Source organism: Nesterenkonia alba DSM 19423 (assembly GCF_000421745.1).
Lineage (GTDB): Bacteria > Actinomycetota > Actinomycetes > Actinomycetales > Micrococcaceae > Nesterenkonia > Nesterenkonia alba.
This window is the reverse complement of the sequence record NZ_ATXP01000010.1, coordinates 1-20,342: the sequence shown is the minus strand read 5'-3', so window position 1 is coordinate 20,342 and position 20,342 is coordinate 1. Positions and strand designations below refer to the sequence as shown.

The window sequence follows — 20,342 nt, the reverse complement described above, 5'->3', positions numbered from 1 at the left end:
GCATCCGCTTCCGCACCCACTCACGAGAAGAGAGCCGAACACACTGATGCAGGTTCACAAATACGACGTCGTCATCGTCGGCGCAGGCGGCGCCGGGATGCGCGCCGCCATCGAATCCGGTCAGCGGGCACGCACCGCCGTGCTGACCAAGCTGTACCCCACCCGCTCCCACACCGGCGCCGCACAGGGTGGTATGTGCGCCGCCCTGGCCAATGTCGAAGAGGACAACTGGGAGTGGCACACTTTCGACACCGTCAAAGGTGGCGATTACCTGGTGGACCAGGATGCCGCGGAGGTCATGGCCAAAGAAGCCATCGACGCCGTCCTGGACCTGGAGAAGATGGGGCTGCCGTTCAACCGGACCCCCGAAGGCAAGATCGACCAGCGCCGCTTCGGTGGGCACACCCGCGATCACGGTAAAGCCGCTGTGCGCCGGGCCTGTTATGCCGCCGACCGCACCGGTCACATGATCTTGCAGACGCTCTACCAGAACTGCGTGAAGCACAACGTCGAGTTCTTCAACGAGTACTACGTGCTCGACCTCATCACCGTGGAAGAGGACGCCACCAAAGAGGACGGCACACCGTACAAGCAGAAGCGGGTCGCCGGGGTGGTCTCCTATGACCTGGCCTCCGGGGAGATCCACATTTTCCAGGCCAAGTCGGTGGTCTTTGCCTCCGGCGGTCTGGGCAAGATCTTCAAGACGACCTCGAATGCCCACACGCTGACCGGTGATGGGATGGCGATCGCCTACCGGGCGGGTATCCCCCTGGAGGACATGGAGTTCGTCCAATTCCACCCCACCGGGCTGGCCGGTTTGGGTATCCTGCTCTCCGAGGCGGCCCGCGGTGAAGGCGGGATCCTCCGCAACAGCGAGGGTGAACGGTTCATGGAACGCTACGCGCCGACCATTAAGGACCTCGCCCCGCGTGACATTGTGGCCCGGTCCATGGCCAATGAGGTGCGTGAAGGCCGGGGTTGCGGCCCGAATAAGGACTATGTGCTGCTGGATCTGACTCACCTGGAGCCGGAGCACATCGATGCCAAACTCCCGGATATCACCGAGTTCGCCCGCACCTACCTGGGTGTGGAGCCCTACACCGAGCCGGTGCCGGTGTTCCCCACCTGCCACTACGCCATGGGTGGCATCCCCACTAACATCAAGGCCGAAGTCCTCCAGGACAACGAGACTGTGGTCCCGGGCCTCTACGCCGCTGGTGAGGTGGCCTGTGTGTCCGTACACGGCTCCAACCGTCTGGGCACCAACTCCCTGCTGGACATCAACGTCTTCGGCAAGCGTGCCGGGATCTACGCCGCCGAGTACGCACAGGGTGCTGAATTCGTCGAGCTCCCCGAGGCGCCGGAAACCTTCGTGGTGGACCAACTGCAGATGTTGCGCGATGCCACCGGCTCCGAACGGGTCGGGGCGATCCGCGCCGAACTGCAGGAGACCATGGATGCCAATATGCAGGTGTTCCGCTCCGAGGAGACCATCAAGGAGGCCCTGGCCAAGATCGGGGAACTCAAGGAGCGCTACACCCAGATCACCGTGCAGGATAAGGGTCGCCGCTTCAATCTCGACCTGCTCGAAGCCGTGGAGCTGGGCTTCCTGCTGGATATGGCTGAGGTCATGACCGTCTCGGCCCTGCACCGTCAGGAGTCCCGCGGTGGGCACTACCGTGAAGACTTCCCCGACCGTGACGATGAGAACTTCATGCTGCACTCGATGCTCTACAAAGACCCCGAGGCTGAGACCGAGGGTATCCAGGGCATCCGCTTCGACACCAAACCGGTGGTCTTCACCCGTTACGAGCCGATGGAGCGTAAGTACTGATGAGCACAGCCACTGTTGAGAACGAGCCCGCCTCCACTGTGGACCTCGGTGAGTCCGGCGACGGCGCCGGCGCCATTGAGAGCTTCGAGGTCACTCTGAAGGTCCGCCGCTACGACCCCGAACGGGCCGAGGACGCCTGGTGGGACGAGTGGACCCTGACGATGTACGGCACCGACCGGGTGCTCGATGCTCTGCACAAGGTCAAGTGGGAGATTGACGGGTCGTTGACCTTCCGCCGCTCCTGCGCCCACGGGATCTGCGGTTCCGATGCGATGCGTATCAACGGCCGCAACCGTTTAGCCTGCAAGACCCTGCTGAAGGATCTGGATACCTCCAAGCCCATTACTGTCGAGGCGATCAAGGGTCTACCCATCGAGAAAGATCTCATCGTGGACATGGAACCGTTCTTCCAGTCCTACCGGGAGATCATGCCCTTCCTCATCAACAACTCCCCGGCTCCCACTGCGGAGCGACTGCAGTCTCCAGAGGATCGGGAGCGGTTCGATGACACCACCAAGTGCATCCTGTGTGCAGCCTGCACCAGCTCGTGCCCGGTGTTCTGGACCGATGGGCAGTATTTTGGACCCGCGGCGATCGTCAACGCCCACCGGTTCATCTTCGACTCCCGCGACGACGCCGGCGATATGCGCCTGGAAGTCCTCAACGACAAAGAAGGCGTGTGGCGGTGCCGCACCACCTTCAACTGCACCGACGCCTGCCCGCGCGGCATCGAAGTGACCAAGGCGATTCAGGAAGTCAAAACCGCGATCATCACCCGGTCGCTGTAAGCACGCTCGTGTAGACCGTTGCAGAGAAGGGGCCCCGCACCTGGCGGGGCCCCTTCTCTGCAGAGGGTGACTTGTCGGCGGAGTCACCGGATCCTTTAGCCGTAGAGCAGTTCCTGGAACTCCTCTTCGGTGAGGATGGTGCCCTCTTCGCCGTCCAGATCGGGAACATCAGTGTCGTTCCAGTCGGTGAAGCTCATCTGGGTCAGTGTCTCGTCACCTGTCTCCAGAACTGCCAGTTCATCGAGGTACCAGTCGCCGTCGTGCTCGACGAAGATGAACTCTTCCTCGGTCACCGGGTGGTAGAACCGGACCTGGCCCTCTTCCTCTTCCACTTCGGCTTCATCCTCGACCCCTGCGGCGAGGGCGGAGATCTCGTTGTGGATGTTGTCGATCATGAAGGCCAACAGCGGGCCGTCAGACATCGGATGGGTCTGCTCGACCCAGACGTCTTCGAGTTCAGCCTCCAGTTCGTCGAGCTCGTCCTCGGTGAACTCGTCTTCGAAGTGGACCAGGGCGGAGGTGCCCTGCACCAGCATCTCGCCGTCGTCACGGTGGTAGGTGATGAACTCCCGGTCACCGACAGTGTTGTCCTCCTGGACAAGCCCGTCGATTTCCCCCCAGATGACGTAGCGCTGGTCCTCAGCGTCGACATCGAGGTCCTCTGTCTCGCCGTACTGGGAGAGGGCATCGCCTTCAATCTCCAGGGTCACGGTCTCAGCGTCCTGCATATTGGCGAAGGCTTCATCGAGGAGCTCACTGAATTCGCCAGCTTCGGGGGTGTCGGTGTCGGTGTCCTCGTCGAGGTCGGCGTCGGTGTCCTCCGCGTCGTCGTCGGTGTCGTCGGCCTCGTCCAGTGGCGGGGCGTCTTCCTCGCCGGTGTCCTCATCACCGTTGTCGTCTCCGCCGCAGGCGGCCAGGGCCAGCATGGCGGCCATACCGAGGCCGGTCACCTTCATCCAGGCGGGTGTCTCAGGGGTATGCGTTGCAGCCATCATCGCTCCTTGAGTTGTTTCCCGTTCCCCGCACCGTCTCCAGTGCGGCTTGCACGTCACCTTAGTAACTTCACCGTGCTTCGCCACCCTGAGAAGGGGATTTCCAGAGAACTCTCAGAAACCTCTCACGAGCCAACCAGATCTAGAGTGATATGACTCACATTTATGAAGGTGTCAGACTCCCGCGTCGTGGAGAACGCGGCGGATATTGCCGCTGGTGAGTTTGCCGAGATCTTCAGCTGACCATCCCCGGTGGGCCAGGGCCTGCAGCAACTGGGGGTACCCGTCGACCCGTTCGAGCCCGGCAGGGGTGGCCGGCACACCGTCATAGTCACCACCTAGACCAATGTGGTCCACCCCGGCGACCTGACGGGCGTGCTCCAGGTGGGCGACGACGTCGTCGATTCCGGCATTCTGCCCATCAGCAGTGATGAACTTCGGCACGAAGGTGACCATCTGGACCCCGCCGTTGTCCCGCAGGCGCGTAAGAATCTCATCGGGCACATTGCGTGGGTGGTCGTGCACCGCCCGGCAGGAGGAGTGCGAGAAGATCACTGGAACTGTGGAGACCTCGAGGGCGTCGCGCATGGTGTTCTGGTGGACGTGGGAGAGGTCGACGAGCATGCCGATCCGGTTCATCTCCTTGACAACCTCCCTGCCGAAAACCGTCAGCCCGTAATTCACCGGCTCTCCGGTGGCTGAGGCCGCCCAGCTGGTGTTGTCATTGTGGGTCAGGGTCATATAGGTACACCCCAACCGGCGCATCATCCGCAGTACTGCCAAGGACTCGGCGATCGAGTGTCCGCCTTCCATCCCGAGCAGGGAGGCGATCTTCCCGCCGGCCAGAGCGGCTTCGGTCTCGGCGGCGCTGGTGGCGATCTGCAGGTCATCACCGAAAGCCTCGGCCAGCCGGTAGACGCAGTCGATCTGCTCCAGGGTGGCGGCTACCGCCTCCGGTTCAGAGAGCGAGGAGGGCACATACACTGACCAGAACTGGGCGCCTACTCCCCCGCGCCGCAGCGAGGGCAGATCAGTATGTAGCTCTTGGTTGCCCGTGCTCAGCCGGGCTGAGGCGATGTCATAGTCGTAGCGTTGCCGCAACGCCCACGGCAGATCGTTGTGGCCGTCGAAGACGGGTGAATGCTTCAACACCTCCGCGACATCGGCGGTCTGCGGCGTAGCGTTCATCGTGGCCTCCCGGGCTGGTGGTCGACGGCTGGTGGGTGATGTGGCCACCCTATCGGCCGGGAAGCCTTACCGGTGCTGGTGATCTGCCGCGGCCACCGCACCCCAGCTGGCGGCCACCAGGTACACCAAGCCGAAGAGGTAGAAGTAGAAGAACAGTGCCAGCACCGATCCGAAGGTGTAGATGACCGGGTTGGGGGAATCGGCAATGCTGTGGAGTACTTCCGCTGAGGCCAGCCGCAGCAGGGAGGCGCCGACGCCGGCGATCAAGGCTGATTGCCACAGTGCCGAGATCGGCATCACCAGGCGGGAGGCGACCCGCATCAGCAACACGGCCACGATCATGTCGAGTCCGAAGGCTATGGCCAGAGAGGCCAGTCGGGTCAGCCGATGGGCCAGCCCGTCAGCGTCCCAGCCGAGAACATCGAAGATTTCGTCGATGAAACCGTGACTGATGACACCCAGGGCTGCTGAGGTCAGTGCTACGGCCCCGAGCACGATGAGCACGCCGAAGTCGCGGATCTTCACCAGCACCACGAACTCGGCCATCAGGGGACGTTCCCAGATGCTGCGAATACCGGAACGCAGGCCGTGTACCCAGCTCAGTGAGGTGACCAGGGCAATGCCCAGGGTGACAATCAGCGTGGTGTTCAGCGTTTCGGCGTCGAACACCTCCCAGGGGTCCTCCACGAGCCCACCGGGGCCCAGTACGCCCGGCAGGGCGTTGTTCACGGCCCGTTCGATGAATTCTTGGTACTCCCGGTTCTCCCCGATCACGATCCCAGCCACGGAGAACCCGGCGAAGAGAATCGCCGCCACGGAGAAGAACATCATGTAGGCGGCTCCAGCCGCCATCACTGTGCCGTAGTGGAAGAAGAACAGATTGACCGAGCGCATGAACCGGGTGCGGCTGAACCGGGCGAAACCCCAACCCAGCAGTGTGGTGGCCCGTTTAAGGGCCGAGGACCCCTCACGGCGGGCCCGGCCATAGGCTAGCCGGGCGGCCAGTTCCTCCCGCTTGAGTGCCTCGATGTCTAAAGGATTGGTGGCGGGGGTGGCTTCCCGGTGCTCGTCGAGTTTGGAAACCTTCGCATAGGCGGTGGCCAGGATGTTCCCGGTGGTGCTGGCGTCGTCGGGCTTCTCACGGTGGGGGCGCAGCCGGGAGGAAAAGCCCATGGGAATCAGGCCGTAGGGGCGGCAGCGGGCAGGAAACCGACCTTCTCGTAGGCGGTCTGCAGGGTCTCGGCGGCGACTTCGCGGGCCTTAGCCGCGCCCTTGGCCAGTAACGCGTCAAGTTCAGCGGGGTCAGCGAGCAGTTCCGCGGCCCGATCCCGTACTGGTCCGATCGCGGCGACGACCACCTCGGCTAGATCGACTTTGAGGTGGCCGTACATCTTGCCTTCGTACTCGGCTTCCAATTCCGGCACGGTCTTACCGGTCACCGCTGAGTAGATGCTCAGCAGGTTGGAGACCCCGGGTTTGTTTTCCCGGTCAAAACGGATCTCTGTGCCATCGTCAGTTACCGCGGATTTGATCTTCTTAGCGATCTGTTTGTCGGTGTCATTGAGGTTGATGAGCCCATTGGGTGAGGATGCCGACTTTGACATCTTCGTGGTGGGGTCTTGCAGGTCATAGATCCGCGCACCCACCGGGGGGATGAACGGTTCCGGTACCCGGAAGGTCTCCCCAAACCGGTGGTTGAATCGCTGGGCCAAGTTCCGGGTTAACTCCACGTGCTGTTTCTGGTCATCGCCTACCGGGACCCCATGCGGCTGGTAGAGCAGGATATCTGCGGCCATGAGCATCGGGTAGCTCAGCAGTCCCACGGAGGCAGACTCGGTACCCTCCTTGGCGGATTTGTCCTTGAACTGGGTCATCCGCTGGGCCTCACCGAGCCCGGTGATGCAGGTCAGCACCCAGGCCAGTTGGGCGTGTTCGGGCACATGGGACTGCACGAACAGGGTGGAGCGTTCCGGGTCGATCCCTCCGGCAATGAACTGCGCGGCGGTGTTGCGGGTTCGTTCGCGCAGGAAGGCCGGGTCGTGGGGGACGGTGATGCCGTGCAGGTCGGGGATGAAGAAGAAGGCGTCGTACTGCTGCTGGGTTTTGACCCAGTTGACCAGCGCGCCGACGTAGTTACCCAGGTGCAGGGAATCCCCAGAGGGCTGCATCCCGGAGAGCACACGTGCGCCGGTTTGCGGCGCGCCAGTTTCGGTCACGGCGGTTCCTCACAGTCTCGGGGCAGAATCCAGCCCAGTGTAAGCTCATCCCCGGTTTCAGTTCGAGTACGCCGAGGCGAGGACCTGCTCCACCGGCAGCACCTCGGCGCCCAGGGCCTCGGCGACCGGACCGTGGGTGATACGCCCGTTATAGGTGTTCAGCCCGGCCGCGAGGTGTGGGTCGTCCCGCATGGCTTGTTTCCACCCTTTGTCTGCCAGGTCGAATACGTAGCGCAAAGTGGAGTTGGTCAATGCGGCAGTGGAGATGTGCGGCACAGCTCCAGGCATATTCGCCACGCAGTAGTAGATCTGCTCTCCCAGGGTGAAGGTCGGTTCCGCGTGAGTGGTTGGTCGGGAGCCTTCAAAACACCCGCCCTGGTCGATGGCGATATCGACCAGCACCGAGCGTGGCCGCATCCGCGCCACCATGTCGCGGGTCACCAGTTTCGGTGCCGCAGCCCCGGGGACCAGCACCGAACCGATCACCAGGTCCGCGGAGGCGACTTCCTCCGCGATGGTCAGGGTATTGGAGGCGAGGGTCCGCAATCCACGGGCCGAGAGCGCAGACAGCTCCCGCAGCCGCTCGATATTCAGGTCGATGACCGTGACCTCGGCCCCCATACCCAGCGCGGTGATGGCAGCCTGTTCCCCGGCTTTGCCACCGCCGATGACGACCACCTTCGCCGGACGGGACCCGGGGACCCCGCCGATGAGGATCCCCGGGCCCCCTTGGGAATGCATCAGATGGTAGGCCCCCACTTGGGCGGCCAAACGTCCGGCAACCTCACTCATCGGTGCCAGCAGCGGTAACCCCTTGGGACCGGTGACAGTCTCATAGGCGATGGCGATGACTCCGCGCTCTTGCAGGGCCGCAGCGCACTCGGCTTCGGCGGCCAAGTGCAGGTAGGTGAACAGCACCTGGCCTTCGCGCATCCGGTCGAATTCCTCAGGCTGGGGTTCTTTGACCTTCAACACCAGTTCGGCGGTGTCCCATACGTCCTCAGCCGTGGGGACGATCCGAGCCCCGGCGGCGGCGTAGGCGTCGTCGTCGAACCCCGATCCGACTCCGGCACCGGCCTGGATCAGCACCTGGTGGCCACGGCGGTCCAAGTCGATGGATCCGGCGGGTGTCAGTGCCACGCGGAATTCATTGTTCTTCACTTCGGCTGGTACACCGATGAGCATCGTGAGGTTTCCTTTTCTCGCTTCTGTGACTCCGTTGTCACACTCGCAGGACAATTTTCTCAAAGCCGGATCGACCGGGCCAGAGCTGCTCCATCCCCCACCTCTGCAGGGTCTCCACACAGCGCCGGGCTGAACCTACACGGCGGCAGTGGGGAGCGGCGACCTCATACCCTCATGGTCGCGGCAGGGCGCTGTGACGGAGCACCGGGTAGACATCGCAGTCCACGACGACGCCGGCACTCCGCCACAGCCTCCCCTGACAGTGGGTGCCCGGGTGCCTTATTCGGCGGGCCGGACGTTGTAGAAGATGTCACCGGAAAGGGCGACGTATTCGTAGCCAGCCACCCAGTCCTGCATACCGGTGACGGTGTACTTATCTCCGAATTTCACCATGGGCAGGTAGTCGTAGAAGGCCTGCTGGAGGTCTTCGGCGGCTTCGAGGGCTTGCTCCTCTCCTTCGGCGGTGCTGATCGCGTCCAGGGCCGCGGCAATGTCCTCGGAGTCGGTCCAACCCGGCCAGTTGTCGTAGAGGAACACGTAGGTCACCGGCACTGTGACCGGGGCGAATCCTGTGATGAAGATGTCGTAGGCCTCCGGGTCGGTGCGGTCCTGGAGCACAGTCGCCCAGTCGGTGACGTTGAGTTCGACGTTCATGCCCGCGTTTTCCAACTGCTGCTGCAGGGGCACTGCGGCGTTGTAGTGATCGTCGTACTCCCGAGTGGTGAGGATGGTGATGGTTTCGCCGTCGTATCCGGCTTCTTCCAACAGTTCCTCGGCCACGGCGGGGTCGTCATTGTGGAACAGCTCCTGTCCGGCGTCGGAGTACCAGTCAGAGTCTTCGGGCATCAGTGCGCCGTTGGTGTTGTAGAACTCCTCAGAGACAAAGGCAGACTGCTGCAGTTCCTCGGCGTCCACGGCAGCCAGGACTGCCTGACGCATCGTCACATCGGCCATCAGGCCTTCTTGCTTGTTGAACACCGCCCCGTTGAAGCCCTGCTCCCCGGAGACCAGCTCGATGTCCTCGTTGCTCTCCAGCATGTCGACGTTATCCAGTGGAAGCGCGTTGGCGGCGTCGTATTCTCCCGACTGCAGCCCGGAGACCCTCGTGGAGGAGTCGGTGACGATGTGGTAGTAGATCGTGTCGTAGTAGGGGTCCTTCTCCCCGGCGGTGCCGTGGGTCTCGCCCTCAGGGGATTCGTACTCCTCGAACCGGTCGAGCTGGATGTACTGGTCAGTGCTCCACTCGGTGAGTTCATAAGGCCCGGTTCCGACGTACTCTTCGACTCCTTCCTCGGGTGCTTCTTCGATGATCTCAGCGGGCATAATGACCGGCAGCTGAGATTGGTCGGCCAGTAGCTCCACGGCGATGTACATCGGCTCCGGCAGGGTGACAGTCACGGTGTCTGCATCCTCGGAGGAGACCTCCGCCTCGGAGAAGAAGGTCTGCCCGGCCCCGGACCGTTCGATCCAACCTTCCAGGGAAGCGACGACGTCGTCTGCTTCCATCGTGGAGCCATCGTGGAACTGGACTCCTTCCCGCAGAGTGAAGGTGATCTCCAGTCCGTCGTCAGAGACCTCGTAGTCTTCAGCGAGCACCGTTTGGACCTCACCGTCGGCGTCAATGGTGATAAGCGGTTCAAAGAAGTTCCGGGAGATGTCCCGCGTGGCGGTGGAGGTAGTCACCAAGGGGTCCAGAGTGGGTGGTTGGGCGTTCCACGCGATGTTGAACTCCCCGCCGCCTTCCTGCTGACCGGCGCCGTTGGCCCCGTTGGCGCCGTCGGGGGTGCCGTCTCCCCCGCAGGCGCTGAGCATCAGGGCCCCGATGGCTCCTGTTGCAAATGCGGTGTACTTTCTCATGGTGTTCCTTTCCTTGGGTCCCTTACCGGGTGTGGGTGGACGCGGTCGTGTACACGGGTTCTCCGGGGCGATGCTCGGGCTGCAGGGCCCCGTGGCTGACCACCGGGGTTCCGGCGACCAGGACGTGATCGACGCCGGCGCTGGGGGTCACCGGCACAAAACTGGTGTTCGGACGTAGGGCGTTGAGATCGAAGACGACGACGTCGGCGTCGGCCCCTGGCCCCAGGTGGCCTTTGTCTCGCATCGGCGGGACGGCATCGGCCAGGATGCGCGCCGGGATCGCAGTGGAACGCTCGATGACGTCGCTGAGGCTCAGCGTGGCGGTGTCTCGGTGCAGCCACGCGATGGCGCGGACAAAGCAGGAGGTGGTGCGCGGATGCACGGTGAGTCCGTGGTCGGGCAGCGGCCACTGGGTCACATCGGCGGGTGCGCCGTTGGTGTTCTCGGCAAGCTGTTGGACCACCATCGCATCGGAGGCGAAGGCGGCTCCAGGCAGGGAGAGCGCCTGGGTGAGATCATCGAGCTGGTCGGGTTCGGCTTCGTCGTAGTACCGGATGACGCATAGCCCACCGGGGTCAGCGGCGCGCAATTCGGCCAACCGCTGGTAACTGCTGATGTTCTCTCCGGTTTTCAGGTAGGTGACGATATGCGCCGGAGCTCCGGCGGCTTCCAGGGACTCCGGAGCCAGGAACTCTGCACCGATGACAGTGGAGGCCAGACCAAAGGGGTAGGACTCGGTAGTCACCGGGAGGCCTTCATCCTGGGCAGCCAGCAGGGCGCGGGAGGAGGCCTCCACGGTGGAGGCGTTGGAGCTGGCGAAATGGCAGATGTGCACCCGGGCCCCGGTCTGCCGGCTCAGTGCGATGAGCTCTTCGATCGCCTCCACGGGAGTGTGGCCGGGGACTCGGGCTCCCCACCGGATGTGGACGAAAAGCGGGACTGATCGCCGGGTGGCGAGTTCTCCCAGAGCGCGGAGTTCTTCGGGCTCGGTACGCGGCGCGTAGCCGAGCAGCACGCCGATGCCGAGTGCACCGGCGTCGAGTTGAGCCTCCACCAGGTCGATGATGCGGGGCAGTTCTTCGGCGGTGGCCGGTTCGGCCCAGGCGGTTCCCTGCTGCAGGGCGGAGAAGGCTTCCAGCGGAAGGGAGGGCAGCGCGGCGATGGCGGCGTCGTCGAGCTGTTCTTTGATGATCGCCCGGGCGTAGAGCCATCCGGCGGAGTACCCGTAGTGCAGTGGCCGGCCTTCGGACTGTGACCAGGCGTAGGAGGCTGCCACTGGGGTGGCTCCGCCTTCGAGCTCCAGGGAGGTGGTGACTCCATCGAGGGCCTGCAGCCGGTGGCCAGCGAGGTCCTGGGCGTGGCTGTGCAGGTCAATGAACCCAGGAGCGACGATCTTGCCTGTGGCATCGATGACCGTCTGTGCGGTGGGCAGCTCCGTACCGACGTAGGCGATACGCCCAGCGGCGATGCCGATGTTCAGTGCGGCGTCGCGGTGGTTCTGCGGGTCAACGACCCGGCCGTGGGCGATCAGCAGATCAAGTGGTTCCAACGTGGTGGCGTCCCTTCTGTGGTGGCGACCGGCGTCCCGCCGGATGGATGGGTGAAGTCAGACCTGGTCGGCGTTCTCAGGCAGCCGATCCCGCTGCTGCCGCTGCCGGGGGTGCTGAATGGGCACCGAGGCCAGCAGCTTCTGGGTGTAGGGGTGCTGCGGTGCGGTGTAGAGGCCTTCGGAGGTGTTCTCTTCGACGAGTTCGCCCTGGTACATCACCCCGATTCGGTCCGCGAGGTATCGCACCACGGACATGTCGTGGCTGATGAACAGGTACGTCAGTCCGCGTTCCCGCTGGAGTTGGCGCAGCAGGTTGAGCACCTGGGCCTGGATGGAGACATCGAGGGCGGAGACCGGTTCGTCACAGATGAGGACCTTGGGCTCTACCATCAGTGCGCGGGCGATCCCAATGCGTTGGCGCTGCCCACCAGAGAACTCGTGGGGAAACCGTTCGGCGTGCTCTTGGCTAAAGCCCACTGCCTCCAAGGAGTCCTTGACGCGGGCTCGGATGATCGAGCGGTCCCGCTGCCCGACGATCCGCAGGGCTTCTTCGAGGATGTGACGGACCCGGCGGCGCGGATTGAGCGAGGAGTGTGGGTCTTGGAAGATCATCTGGATGTCCCGGCGAAGCGGCCGGGATTCTTTGGATCGGGCGTCGAGCACCTGGCCGGCCAGTCGGATCTCCCCGGAAGTGGGGGTGAGCAGTCCTTGCAGCAGCCGTCCTGTGGTGGATTTTCCGGACCCGGATTCACCGACCAGTGCGTAGGTCTGCCTCGGGTAGATCTCCAGGTTTAGGTCCTTGACTGCGGTGACTGCTCCTTTGCGAAATCCCAGGGGTGAGCGGGAGACGAACTCCTTGGTCAGTCCACGGGCGGTCAGCAGCGGTTCGGTGCTCTGGGGTGGTTCTGCCGAGGCGGGGGTGGTCTCAGTCATCGGTGTCCTCCTGCTCATCGCCGGTGCTGAGTAGGTCAGGGATTTCCTCAGCCCGAATACAGCGGACCAGGTGGTCACCAGCTGCTGTGTGGCTGCCGGGTCTCTGGTGGGGACGCAGCTCGGGGGTGGCCCGGGTGCACTCATCAATGGCGAAGGGGCAGCGGGCAGCGAACCGGCACCCGTCAGGAACCTGGGTCAGGGTGGGCACTGCCCCAGGGATGATCGGTAAGTCCTTGGAGTTATCGGTCTCCAGAGAAGGGGTGGAGGCCAGCAGTCCGCGAGTGTAGGGATGTGCCGGTTCGTCGAAGAGGGTATGCACGTCGGTGTCTTCGATGACTTGTCCCAGGTACATCACGATGACTCGGTCGCAGATTTCGGCGACGACGCCGAGATCGTGGGTAATGAACATCGTGCCGGTGTCGTAGTTGCAACGTAGGTCGTCGATCAGCCGGAGGATCTGTGCCTGAGTGGTGACATCCAGGGCTGTGGTCGGTTCATCGGCGATGAGCAAGTCGGGTTCGCAGCACATCGCCATGGCGATGACCACCCGCTGCCGCTGCCCACCGGAGAGTTGGTGCGGGTATTGCCGCAACCGTAGTTCCGGCTCAGGGATCCCGGTGATCTGCAGCATCTGCAGGGCTTTGTCCGCAGCCTGCTGTTTGGTGAGACGGGTGTGGGTCCGGATGGCTTCGATGAGCTGATTACCGATGGTGTAGACCGGGTTCAGCGAGGACATGGGGTCTTGGAAGATCATCCCTAGTCGGCTGCCGCGGTAGGGACGCATCTGGTCCTCCGTCAGTTCCAGCAACTCTGTGGTCCCGTCGAAGGTGACAGAGCCGTCGTAGTCGGTGGTGTCCTCATCGAGCAGACGCATGACCGATTCGGCGGTGACCGACTTGCCGCAGCCGGATTCGCCGACGATCCCGAGGATCTCACCCCGGGCGACGTGGAAAGAAACCCCGTCCACTGCGGTGACCAGGCCGTCTTCGGTGGCGAAGCTGGTCCGCAGGTCGCGGACCCGCAGAACATCAGGTGAGCCGGCGTCGTCGTGGTTCTCGGCGTGGGTGGTCGTCATGAGCTCTCCCCCTCTCGGGTAGTGGGGCGGCTGGCGGTGGACTGGTGGGCTGCAGTTTGCCGTGCGGCCGCTCGCGCGGCCTTGCGGGCTTTGCGTTTGCGTCCGGAGGTTTTGGACCGGTAGGTGGGGTCGAGCAGGTCGCGCAGGCCGTCGCCGAGTAGGTTGATCGCCAGGATGGTGGACATGATGAACACCCCCGGGAACACGGTCATCCACCAGGCGGTGTAGATGAGGTTTTTCCCATCCAGCAGCATGTTTCCCCAGGAGGGAGCCGGGGGTGGAACCCCCGCTCCTAGGAAGCTGAGGGCGGCTTCAGTGATGATGCTGTCAGCGAAGACGAAGGTCGCCTGAACGATAAGGGGCGAAACCACGTTCGGGGCGATATTGATCCAGATGATCCGAGTTCGGGAAGCACCTTGGGCTTTGAGCGCCTCGACGAAAGTCTGTTCCCTGACCACCAGCGCGGAGGATCGCACAATGCGTGCCACATAGGGGGTGAAGACGATCGTTAAGGCGATGATGACGTTTGAGGTCTGCTGCCCCAGCGCGGCCATGATGGCGATGGCCAGCAGGATCGCGGGGAAGGCCATGAGCCCGTCGCTGATGCGCATCAGGATCATGTCCGCGACCCGGTTGTATGCCGCGTAGAGGCCCACTGCACACCCCAGCACCGCAGTGCAGACCGCGGTGAAAGCTCCCACGAACAGAGAGACTCTGGCGCCTTCGGCCACGCGGGCCAAGACGTCGCGGCCGTAGTTGTCGGTACCGAAGGGGTGCTCCAGCGAGGGCGGCTGAAGTCGATTGGCCCCGGCGACGTCGAAGGGTGAAGGGGTAAGCATGGGTCCGAAGATCGCCACGAGTGTGACGATGACGAGGATGCTGCCTCCGGTGAACGCTAGTTTGTGGGCGGCGAACCGGCGCAGGAACTTGGAACGGCGGGAGCGGGTTTTGTCGATCCGGTTGAGGGAACCGACGGTAATGTCCGGCCGGGCGCTGTGGGGCGTCGTCGTACTGTGTGTCATATCAGCTGTCGCCTCCGGCGAAGCGCACTCGCGGATCGAGCACGCTGTAGAGAATGTCGACGAAGAAATTAATGAGCACGTAGGCCACGGCGATCAGCAGCACCACTCCCTGGATGACCACCAGATCTCGGCGTTCGACACTGTTGACCACGAGCTGGCCGATGCCGGGGATGTTGAAGACGGTTTCCACCACAGCGGCTCCGGCTATCAGTGTGCCGAGGGTCTGTCCGATGGTGGTGATGATCGGCAGCGCAGCGTTACGCAGGGCATGTTTGTACAGCGAGACCCGGGCCCGGACACCCTTGGCCTTGGCGGTCTTCATGTAGTTCTTGGAGAAGGTGTCCAGCATGGCGGTGCGTGTCATACGGGCGATGAGCGCAGCCTGCATAGATCCCAGGGCCACCGCCGGCAGTGCGAGGTAGCGCAACGCATCAGCCAAGCCGTCTTCTGGAGGGACGTAACCGGCCACCGGGAGCCAGCCCAACCAGACCCCGAAGATGAGCATAAGGAACAGCCCCAGCAGGAAGGAGGGCACTGAGATACCCATCAAGGCTCCAGCCATGACCGCCTGATCGGCACCGGTACCCTGCCGTTTGGCCGCCAGGATCCCGGCGGGCACGCCGATGAGGATCGCCAGCACCTGTGCCAGTAACGCAAGGTTGATGGTGGGTCCCAACGCGGCGAAGAGCACCTCGGTCACCGGTAATCCGATAAAGAACGAAGTGCCCAGATCTCCAGTGAGGGCGGAACCGACCCAGGAGAAGAACTGCACGATGAGCGGCTCATTCAGCCCCAGGGATTCCCGCAGTGCCTCGACCTGTTCCTCTGAGGCGTCGGGGCCGAGCATCACTGCGGCGGCGTCTCCCGGCATCATGTGCATCAGCCCGAAGGTCACCACCGCTACGACGCAGAGCACTGGCACCAAAGCCAGCACGCGTCGCATCAGATATCCAGCCATGTTTCCTCCGTGTTAACCGAGTGTGACAAGCACTCTTCGATTCAGTGCGTGAAAGTCTGTTGTTCCTCGAGGGTCCCGTCAACTGTCACACTGGTAATGTAGAAATCAGACAAATTGATGGCTGCTCTTGTCAGGATGGGAGACGTCGGTGTCGCAATCTCTCACCGAGCTGGATGCCAAGATCGTCGAGGCGTTACTTATTGATGGGCGCGCGTCGTGGCAGCGTATCGCTCACACCCTGGGGGTTAACGAGCGCACAGTAGCCCGTCGGGGCAATGAATTACTGGATTCCGGGGATGTGTGGGTCGGGGCGATCAAAGTGCCGATGCCTGGTTTTGTCGTCGCCCTGCGCTGCGGGCAGGGGCAATCTCGAATGACATCGACTGCACTGAGTCAGCATCACGCCAGCAGCTGGGTGCACGTCACTGCAGGGGACTACGACGTCGTGGCGGAAATCAACATCCCAAACGATAATGAGTCCAATTTTCTTCTCGAGGAGCTGCCTGCATTCGCTGGTGTCCGGGAGATCAACAGCTACCCGGTGGTTGAGTACCTGCGTCAGGCGCGGATTTGGAATCTGGGCATCCTCACTGAGCAGGAGCGCCGTGCGATGTGGGAGGCGGCTCCGAATAGCCGGCACAACTATGTGGGCACTGAGGATCCGCTCTCTGCCCGAGATGCGGCCTTGTTGACGGCGCTGCGCAGTGATGGTCGGTTGCCCTATGAGGAGTTGGGCCGCCGGGCAGGGGTCTCTGATGTCACGGCCAAGCGGCGGGTGGATGCACTCCGCCGCAATGGCACGATTGCCATCCGGACCTTTTTTAACCCGAAGGCGCTGGGGTTGACCACTGAGGCACTGATGTGGCTAGAGGTCCCGCCCCGGCACATCCCAGAGGTGGTCGAAGGCGTCCGGCGCGCTGAGCACATCAAGTATGCCGCCCGGCTGACCGGCCCGTGGGCGTTCATGTTGATGACCAATATTCCCGGGCGCATGGCCCTGGATGACGTGTTACCGGATGAGCCGTGGGTGGAACACATCAGCCGGTACAACGTCTCGATCGCACTACGGACCGACAAACTCAGCACGGTCCGCACCCAGCCGGATTCGGTTCCCTCTCCCACCGCCGCCGGCAGTCGCTAACCGGTGACGCCAGGCGTTTTACGGCAGGTGGTAGTCGATGACCAGCGGGGCGTGGTCGGACCAGCGCAACGAGTAGTCAGCCGCGCGGTCGACCTTCGCGTTGGAGGCCAGCTCCGCCAGCTGCGGGGTAGCCATGTGGTAATCGATCCGCCAGCCGGTGTCATTATCGAAAGCCTTGCCACGATATGACCACCACGTGTACGGCCCCTCCACCTCACCGGCCAGGGAGCGTGCGACGTCGACATACCCGGCTTCCCCGAAGTAGCGATCGAAATAGGCCCGCTCCTCCGGCAGGAACCCGGAGTTCTTCCGGTTGCCCTTCCAATTCTTAATGTCCAGCTCGGTATGCCCCACATTGAGGTCCCCGGTCACCAGCACATGATCGGACCGTTTAGCCAACTGCGGCAAGTACTCCAGCATGTACTGCAGGAACCGCATCTTGTGCTCCTGACGGACAGTACCAACCTCCCCGGAGTGAACGTAGACGCTCACCACGGTCAGAATGCTGCCATCGCCCAGCTCGAAGTCGGCCTCCAACCAGCGGCCATCGTCCTCGGGGTGCCCTTCCCCAATACCCGCCCGGGTCGCCACCGGTGGCTTCCGGGAGATAATCGCCACCCCGGCCCGCCCCTTATCCGCGGCCTCATGCTCATGCAAATACCAGGCTGACTCCGGATCCTGTTCCCCAGCGGCTTCAGACATCTGACGGATAATCTTGGTGACAGTGGCCCCGTCAGCGCGCACCTCCTGCAACGTGAGGATGTCGAGTTCACGATCAGCCAGCCACTCCCCCATCCCCTTGCGGTGAGCAGCACGAATGCCGTTGACATTGACCGTCCCAATCCGGGTGATGCCGGCAGGCTTAGGGTCAACGATCCGGTGGGGGCTGGTCATCGGACAATGTCTCCTTCAATCGTTTCGCCGGCGTCGTCGTCGTTCACAGTTCCCTTGCCGCGGGTGTCTTCACCACCGGAGTTCTTCGGCGTGCGACCGGTGACCTCAGCGAGCATGTCCCGGCCATTATGAGCGGTGATTTCAATGGTCTCCAGTGCGCGGTCAACCATCTCCGTGTCGGCCTCGGACCCCTTGGCCAGTTCCTCGGCAATCACACGCTTTTGCACCTGGACGATCTTAAAAGAGTGATCCAGCTTCAGGTTTCGCGAATGAGTGTCCTCATCGACCACCACGGTCCCACCGGAACTCTCCGCATTGCGGGCAGCCACATCAGCCCGAGCCGAATCCACCGCGTCACCAAACTTCTTAGCCCCTTTACGGAAGGTGGCGACCACGATCGCTGCCAGCAGCAGCCACCCCCCGGCGATCACCGCGATAATCCACCCGATGACGTCATTCTCATTAGCCGCGAAGACCAAGGCCACCAACAGGACCGTGATCATCACCGCGAAGACAATGCCGGTGCCGCGGCGGGAGGCATTCCGAGCGGCTTCCTGAGCGCGGGCGGCGGGAGGCAGATGGCTGGCAGAACTCATACGGGTGATTATCGCCCGTGGTGCACCCACGGAGCGAATCCTCAACACGGCGTGCGCGAGCGGCGAACTGCCCACCCATTGCTCCGTGAGACAGCAGCCCTCACTATGATGGCAACGACGGCGCCACTTGACGCCGTTACTGACGCCGGATGTGAGGAGCGAAACGTCATGACTGAGCTGCCCGAGGGTATCCACCCCGACACCACGGAAAACCGCACCACATGGATGCGGCGCTACACCCTCGATCCCCAACTGGCCGAAGAGTTCGTGCAATTCCTCACCACCAAAGTCATTCCCGCCCGGGAAAGTCGCGGATTCACCATCGAATCCATCTGGCTGGCCAAGGACCACTCCGAACTGACCTGGTTCGTCTCCCGGCCGGGTAGCGCCGAGGACTTCGCCGCAGCCGAGCGGGAGTGGGAAGAGTCCCAGCAGCGGGCCGAGATCTTCGCCGACGCTCCGAAGTACGTGCTGAGCAAAGACCTCAGAGAAGTCACTCGGTTGCGCTGAACCGCTCGCGCCGAGACAGCGCCGGGCTGAGGCCCGGTTTCCTCAGGCTGGCTTAACGGGAGGCCCGCCGGGCGGCGATCAGTGCTGCCACGGCGGCTGCAACCATGAGCCCGGTAATAAGCAGCGCCGCAGCGAACATCCCATCGGCATGGTCGGCTCCAGCGGAAACCGCGTAATAGATCCCGGTAACTCCCGCCATCCCCGTGGCGGTCACGATGCGCTGAGCCGTCTGGGTCACACCACCGGAAGCTCCCGCCATGTGCTCAGGCACCTCCTGCATGGACAGGGTCTGAGCAGAGGGAATGATGAGGGTCTGGGCAGCCCCATTGATGGTCATCCCGGCCACCACCCACCACAGAGAGGCCGGAACCCCATTGGTGACCAGCGCGGAGACCGCAAGCACCACCGAAGAGAGGACGGCCGTCGTCGTACCCACCACCAGCATCCGCGGACCCAGGCGATGGACCCGTTTTCCCACCTGCGCAGAGAAGGCCACCACCAAAATAGCTGCGGGTACCGTGACCAGCCCGGCGATCAGTGCCCCATGACCCAGTCCCTGCTGCACATAGACGGCGACGACGGCGCCCATAGCCGGCATACCGGCGAAGTAGAGGATGAGCACCAGGGAGTTCCACGTGAAGCTCGGCACCGTGAACAGCCGCAGATCCACCATCGGCGCGCCCGGGTCCCGCTGACCCAAGCGCCGCTCCCACAGCACCCACACCGCCAGCAGCACCACGCCGGCGCCGCCGAGCACCGCACCGAGGGCGGACTGGAACTGGATGAACGGCAGCATGATGAGCACCACCGCCGCAGCAAGCAGGACCGCACCGACCGGGTCCAGACGTCCCAGCCCTCCCGGTGAGGTGGCGTCGTCGTCCTGTGGCTTGGGCAGCCACAGTGCGGCGAAGATCAAGGCGAGCACAACCACCGGCACATTGATGGCCAGCACCAGCCGCCACCCGATGTTCTCCGGTGCCAGGTCGATGAGCAACCCTCCGATGAGCGGTCCCAACGCCAAGCCCAGCCCCACAACGGTACTCATCAGCCCGTAGGCGTTACCGCGGGTCGGCCCCGTGAACAACCGCTGAATCATGCCGATGATCTGCGGAACCAACAGGGAGGAACCGACTCCCATGGCGAAACGCATCAGGTTGAGCACCAGCGGGGTGGGTGCCAGCGCGGCGGCCAGGGAGGTCAGCCCGAAGACCGCAACCCCGGCCAGAAACATCCTCCGGCGACCCCACAGGTCACCGGCGCGCCCGGCTGTGCCTGTCGCGCGTCAGACTTAGTGGCAGGGCCGTTATGTAGGTCCTGAAGGAGAGTCAGTCATGGGTAGACCACCCTCGATTCCGGCGGAGAAGAAGACCCGGATAGTGCTGAGCGTGCTGGCCGGCGAGATGTCCATCGCCGAAGTGGCACGCAAGGAGAAAGTCAGTGAGCAGTCCATCGGACGGTGGAAGGCCGAGTTCCTGGAAGCCGGCAAGACCGCCCTGGTGGCCGGCAGGTCCGGACCATCCTCCCGAGAGGAACAGCTGGAGGCCGAGGTCGCCGAGCTGACCCAGGCCTTGGGCGAGGCACACCTGGAAGCCAGGGTGTGGAAG

At 63.3% G+C, this 20,342-nt stretch carries 18 protein-coding genes and 1 pseudogene; 5 read left to right on the top strand and 14 right to left on the bottom strand.

Features of this window, described 5'->3' with window-relative positions; genetic code table 11:
- Positions 1-46: 46 nt before the first annotated feature.
- A complete protein-coding gene (gene sdhA, locus H578_RS0108340) occupies positions 47-1,834 on the top strand; it encodes a succinate dehydrogenase flavoprotein subunit (RefSeq protein WP_022873242.1) in 1,788 nt (595 codons plus the stop codon).
- Positions 1,834-2,622, top strand: a complete 789-nt coding sequence (locus H578_RS0108335) for a succinate dehydrogenase iron-sulfur subunit (protein ID WP_022873241.1) — start codon at positions 1,834-1,836, stop codon at positions 2,620-2,622. Before sdhA ends, H578_RS0108335 begins: the two co-directional genes overlap by 1 nt.
- Positions 2,623-2,717: 95 nt before the next feature.
- On the opposite strand, the gene H578_RS0108330 is transcribed toward H578_RS0108335, so the two are convergent.
- The 11 genes from H578_RS0108330 to H578_RS0108280 form a co-directional block, all read right to left on the bottom strand.
- Positions 2,718-3,614: a hypothetical protein gene (locus H578_RS0108330; protein WP_156837272.1), complete on the bottom strand. Its 897-nt coding sequence runs from the start codon at positions 3,612-3,614 to the stop codon at positions 2,718-2,720.
- 174 nt (positions 3,615-3,788) lie between these two features.
- Positions 3,789-4,802, bottom strand: coding sequence for a dipeptidase (locus H578_RS14240; RefSeq protein WP_022873239.1), 1,014 nt, complete (start codon positions 4,800-4,802; stop codon positions 3,789-3,791).
- A 66-nt stretch (positions 4,803-4,868) separates the two neighbouring features.
- Positions 4,869-5,975, bottom strand: a complete 1,107-nt coding sequence (locus tag H578_RS0108320) for a YihY/virulence factor BrkB family protein (RefSeq protein WP_022873238.1) — start codon at positions 5,973-5,975, stop codon at positions 4,869-4,871.
- 5 nt (positions 5,976-5,980) lie between these two features.
- Positions 5,981-7,018: a tryptophan--tRNA ligase gene (gene trpS, locus H578_RS14235; protein WP_022873237.1), complete on the bottom strand. Its 1,038-nt coding sequence runs from the start codon at positions 7,016-7,018 to the stop codon at positions 5,981-5,983.
- A gap of 57 nt (positions 7,019-7,075) precedes the next feature.
- The gene (ald, locus tag H578_RS0108310) at positions 7,076-8,203 is read right to left on the bottom strand and encodes an alanine dehydrogenase (protein ID WP_022873236.1); all 1,128 of its coding nucleotides are present in this window, start codon (positions 8,201-8,203) and stop codon (positions 7,076-7,078) included.
- Between the two features lie 279 nt (positions 8,204-8,482).
- Positions 8,483-10,060 (bottom strand): ABC transporter substrate-binding protein, encoded by a 1,578-nt coding sequence (locus H578_RS14230; protein WP_033420477.1) that lies wholly within the window; start codon positions 10,058-10,060, stop codon positions 8,483-8,485.
- Positions 10,061-10,082: 22 nt separating this feature from the next.
- The gene (locus tag H578_RS0108300; protein ID WP_022873234.1) at positions 10,083-11,609 is read right to left on the bottom strand and encodes an amidohydrolase family protein; all 1,527 of its coding nucleotides are present in this window, start codon (positions 11,607-11,609) and stop codon (positions 10,083-10,085) included.
- Between the two features lie 57 nt (positions 11,610-11,666).
- Positions 11,667-12,542 (bottom strand): ATP-binding cassette domain-containing protein, encoded by an 876-nt coding sequence (locus tag H578_RS14225; protein ID WP_022873233.1) that lies wholly within the window; start codon positions 12,540-12,542, stop codon positions 11,667-11,669.
- On the bottom strand, positions 12,535-13,617 hold the full coding sequence (locus H578_RS14220; protein WP_022873232.1) for an ABC transporter ATP-binding protein: 1,083 nt from the start codon (positions 13,615-13,617) through the stop codon (positions 12,535-12,537). Before H578_RS14220 ends, H578_RS14225 begins: the two co-directional genes overlap by 8 nt.
- Positions 13,614-14,639, bottom strand: coding sequence for an ABC transporter permease (locus H578_RS14215; protein ID WP_022873231.1), 1,026 nt, complete (start codon positions 14,637-14,639; stop codon positions 13,614-13,616). Before H578_RS14215 ends, H578_RS14220 begins: the two co-directional genes overlap by 4 nt.
- A 1-nt stretch (position 14,640) precedes the next feature.
- Positions 14,641-15,597 carry an ABC transporter permease gene (locus H578_RS0108280; protein WP_022873230.1) on the bottom strand — a complete coding sequence of 319 codons (957 nt, stop codon included), beginning with the start codon at positions 15,595-15,597 and terminating at the stop codon, positions 14,641-14,643.
- A 148-nt stretch (positions 15,598-15,745) separates the two neighbouring features.
- Between H578_RS0108280 and H578_RS0108275 the strand changes: the two genes are divergently transcribed.
- Complete coding sequence (locus tag H578_RS0108275) at positions 15,746-16,738, top strand: Lrp/AsnC family transcriptional regulator (protein ID WP_022873229.1); 993 nt, start codon at positions 15,746-15,748, stop codon at positions 16,736-16,738.
- A gap of 18 nt (positions 16,739-16,756) precedes the next feature.
- On the opposite strand, the gene H578_RS0108270 is transcribed toward H578_RS0108275, so the two are convergent.
- Both H578_RS0108270 and H578_RS14210 read right to left on the bottom strand, forming a co-directional pair.
- Positions 16,757-17,632, bottom strand: coding sequence for an exodeoxyribonuclease III (locus tag H578_RS0108270; RefSeq protein WP_022873228.1), 876 nt, complete (start codon positions 17,630-17,632; stop codon positions 16,757-16,759).
- The gene (locus H578_RS14210; RefSeq protein WP_022873227.1) at positions 17,629-18,228 is read right to left on the bottom strand and encodes a phage holin family protein; all 600 of its coding nucleotides are present in this window, start codon (positions 18,226-18,228) and stop codon (positions 17,629-17,631) included. The genes H578_RS0108270 and H578_RS14210 overlap by 4 nt, the downstream gene beginning before the upstream one ends.
- Positions 18,229-18,396: 168 nt before the next feature.
- Between H578_RS14210 and H578_RS15630 the strand changes: the two genes are divergently transcribed.
- Entirely contained in the window at positions 18,397-18,738 is a 342-nt protein-coding gene (locus H578_RS15630) for a hypothetical protein (protein ID WP_022873226.1), read from the top strand.
- A 52-nt stretch (positions 18,739-18,790) separates the two neighbouring features.
- Here the strand turns inward: H578_RS15630 and H578_RS14200 are convergent.
- Positions 18,791-19,993 (bottom strand): annotated as a pseudogene (locus tag H578_RS14200) (MFS transporter); the annotation flags it as partial.
- Between the two features lie 76 nt (positions 19,994-20,069).
- Between H578_RS14200 and H578_RS0108250 the strand changes: the two are divergent.
- Positions 20,070-20,342 (top strand): transposase (locus H578_RS0108250; protein ID WP_028464107.1); only part of this gene is annotated, 273 nt, incomplete at its 3' end.

Coding starts and splice junctions, on each gene's coding strand:
- sdhA (WP_022873242.1), top strand. CDS start 47: ATGCAGGTTCACAAATACGACGTCGTCATCGTCGGCGCAGGCGGCGCC.
- H578_RS0108270 (WP_022873228.1), bottom strand. CDS start 17,632: ATGACCAGCCCCCACCGGATCGTTGACCCTAAGCCTGCCGGCATCACC.
- H578_RS0108335 (WP_022873241.1), top strand. CDS start 1,834: ATGAGCACAGCCACTGTTGAGAACGAGCCCGCCTCCACTGTGGACCTC.
- H578_RS14220 (WP_022873232.1), bottom strand. CDS start 13,617: ATGACGACCACCCACGCCGAGAACCACGACGACGCCGGCTCACCTGAT.
- H578_RS0108280 (WP_022873230.1), bottom strand. CDS start 15,597: ATGGCTGGATATCTGATGCGACGCGTGCTGGCTTTGGTGCCAGTGCTC.
- ald (WP_022873236.1), bottom strand. CDS start 8,203: ATGCTCATCGGTGTACCAGCCGAAGTGAAGAACAATGAATTCCGCGTG.
- H578_RS15630 (WP_022873226.1), top strand. CDS start 18,397: ATGACTGAGCTGCCCGAGGGTATCCACCCCGACACCACGGAAAACCGC.
- H578_RS14240 (WP_022873239.1), bottom strand. CDS start 4,802: ATGAACGCTACGCCGCAGACCGCCGATGTCGCGGAGGTGTTGAAGCAT.
- H578_RS14215 (WP_022873231.1), bottom strand. CDS start 14,639: ATGACACACAGTACGACGACGCCCCACAGCGCCCGGCCGGACATTACC.
- H578_RS0108320 (WP_022873238.1), bottom strand. CDS start 5,975: ATGGGCTTTTCCTCCCGGCTGCGCCCCCACCGTGAGAAGCCCGACGAC.
- H578_RS0108330 (WP_156837272.1), bottom strand. CDS start 3,614: ATGGCTGCAACGCATACCCCTGAGACACCCGCCTGGATGAAGGTGACC.
- H578_RS14225 (WP_022873233.1), bottom strand. CDS start 12,542: ATGACTGAGACCACCCCCGCCTCGGCAGAACCACCCCAGAGCACCGAA.
- H578_RS14210 (WP_022873227.1), bottom strand. CDS start 18,228: ATGAGTTCTGCCAGCCATCTGCCTCCCGCCGCCCGCGCTCAGGAAGCC.
- H578_RS14230 (WP_033420477.1), bottom strand. CDS start 10,060: ATGAGAAAGTACACCGCATTTGCAACAGGAGCCATCGGGGCCCTGATG.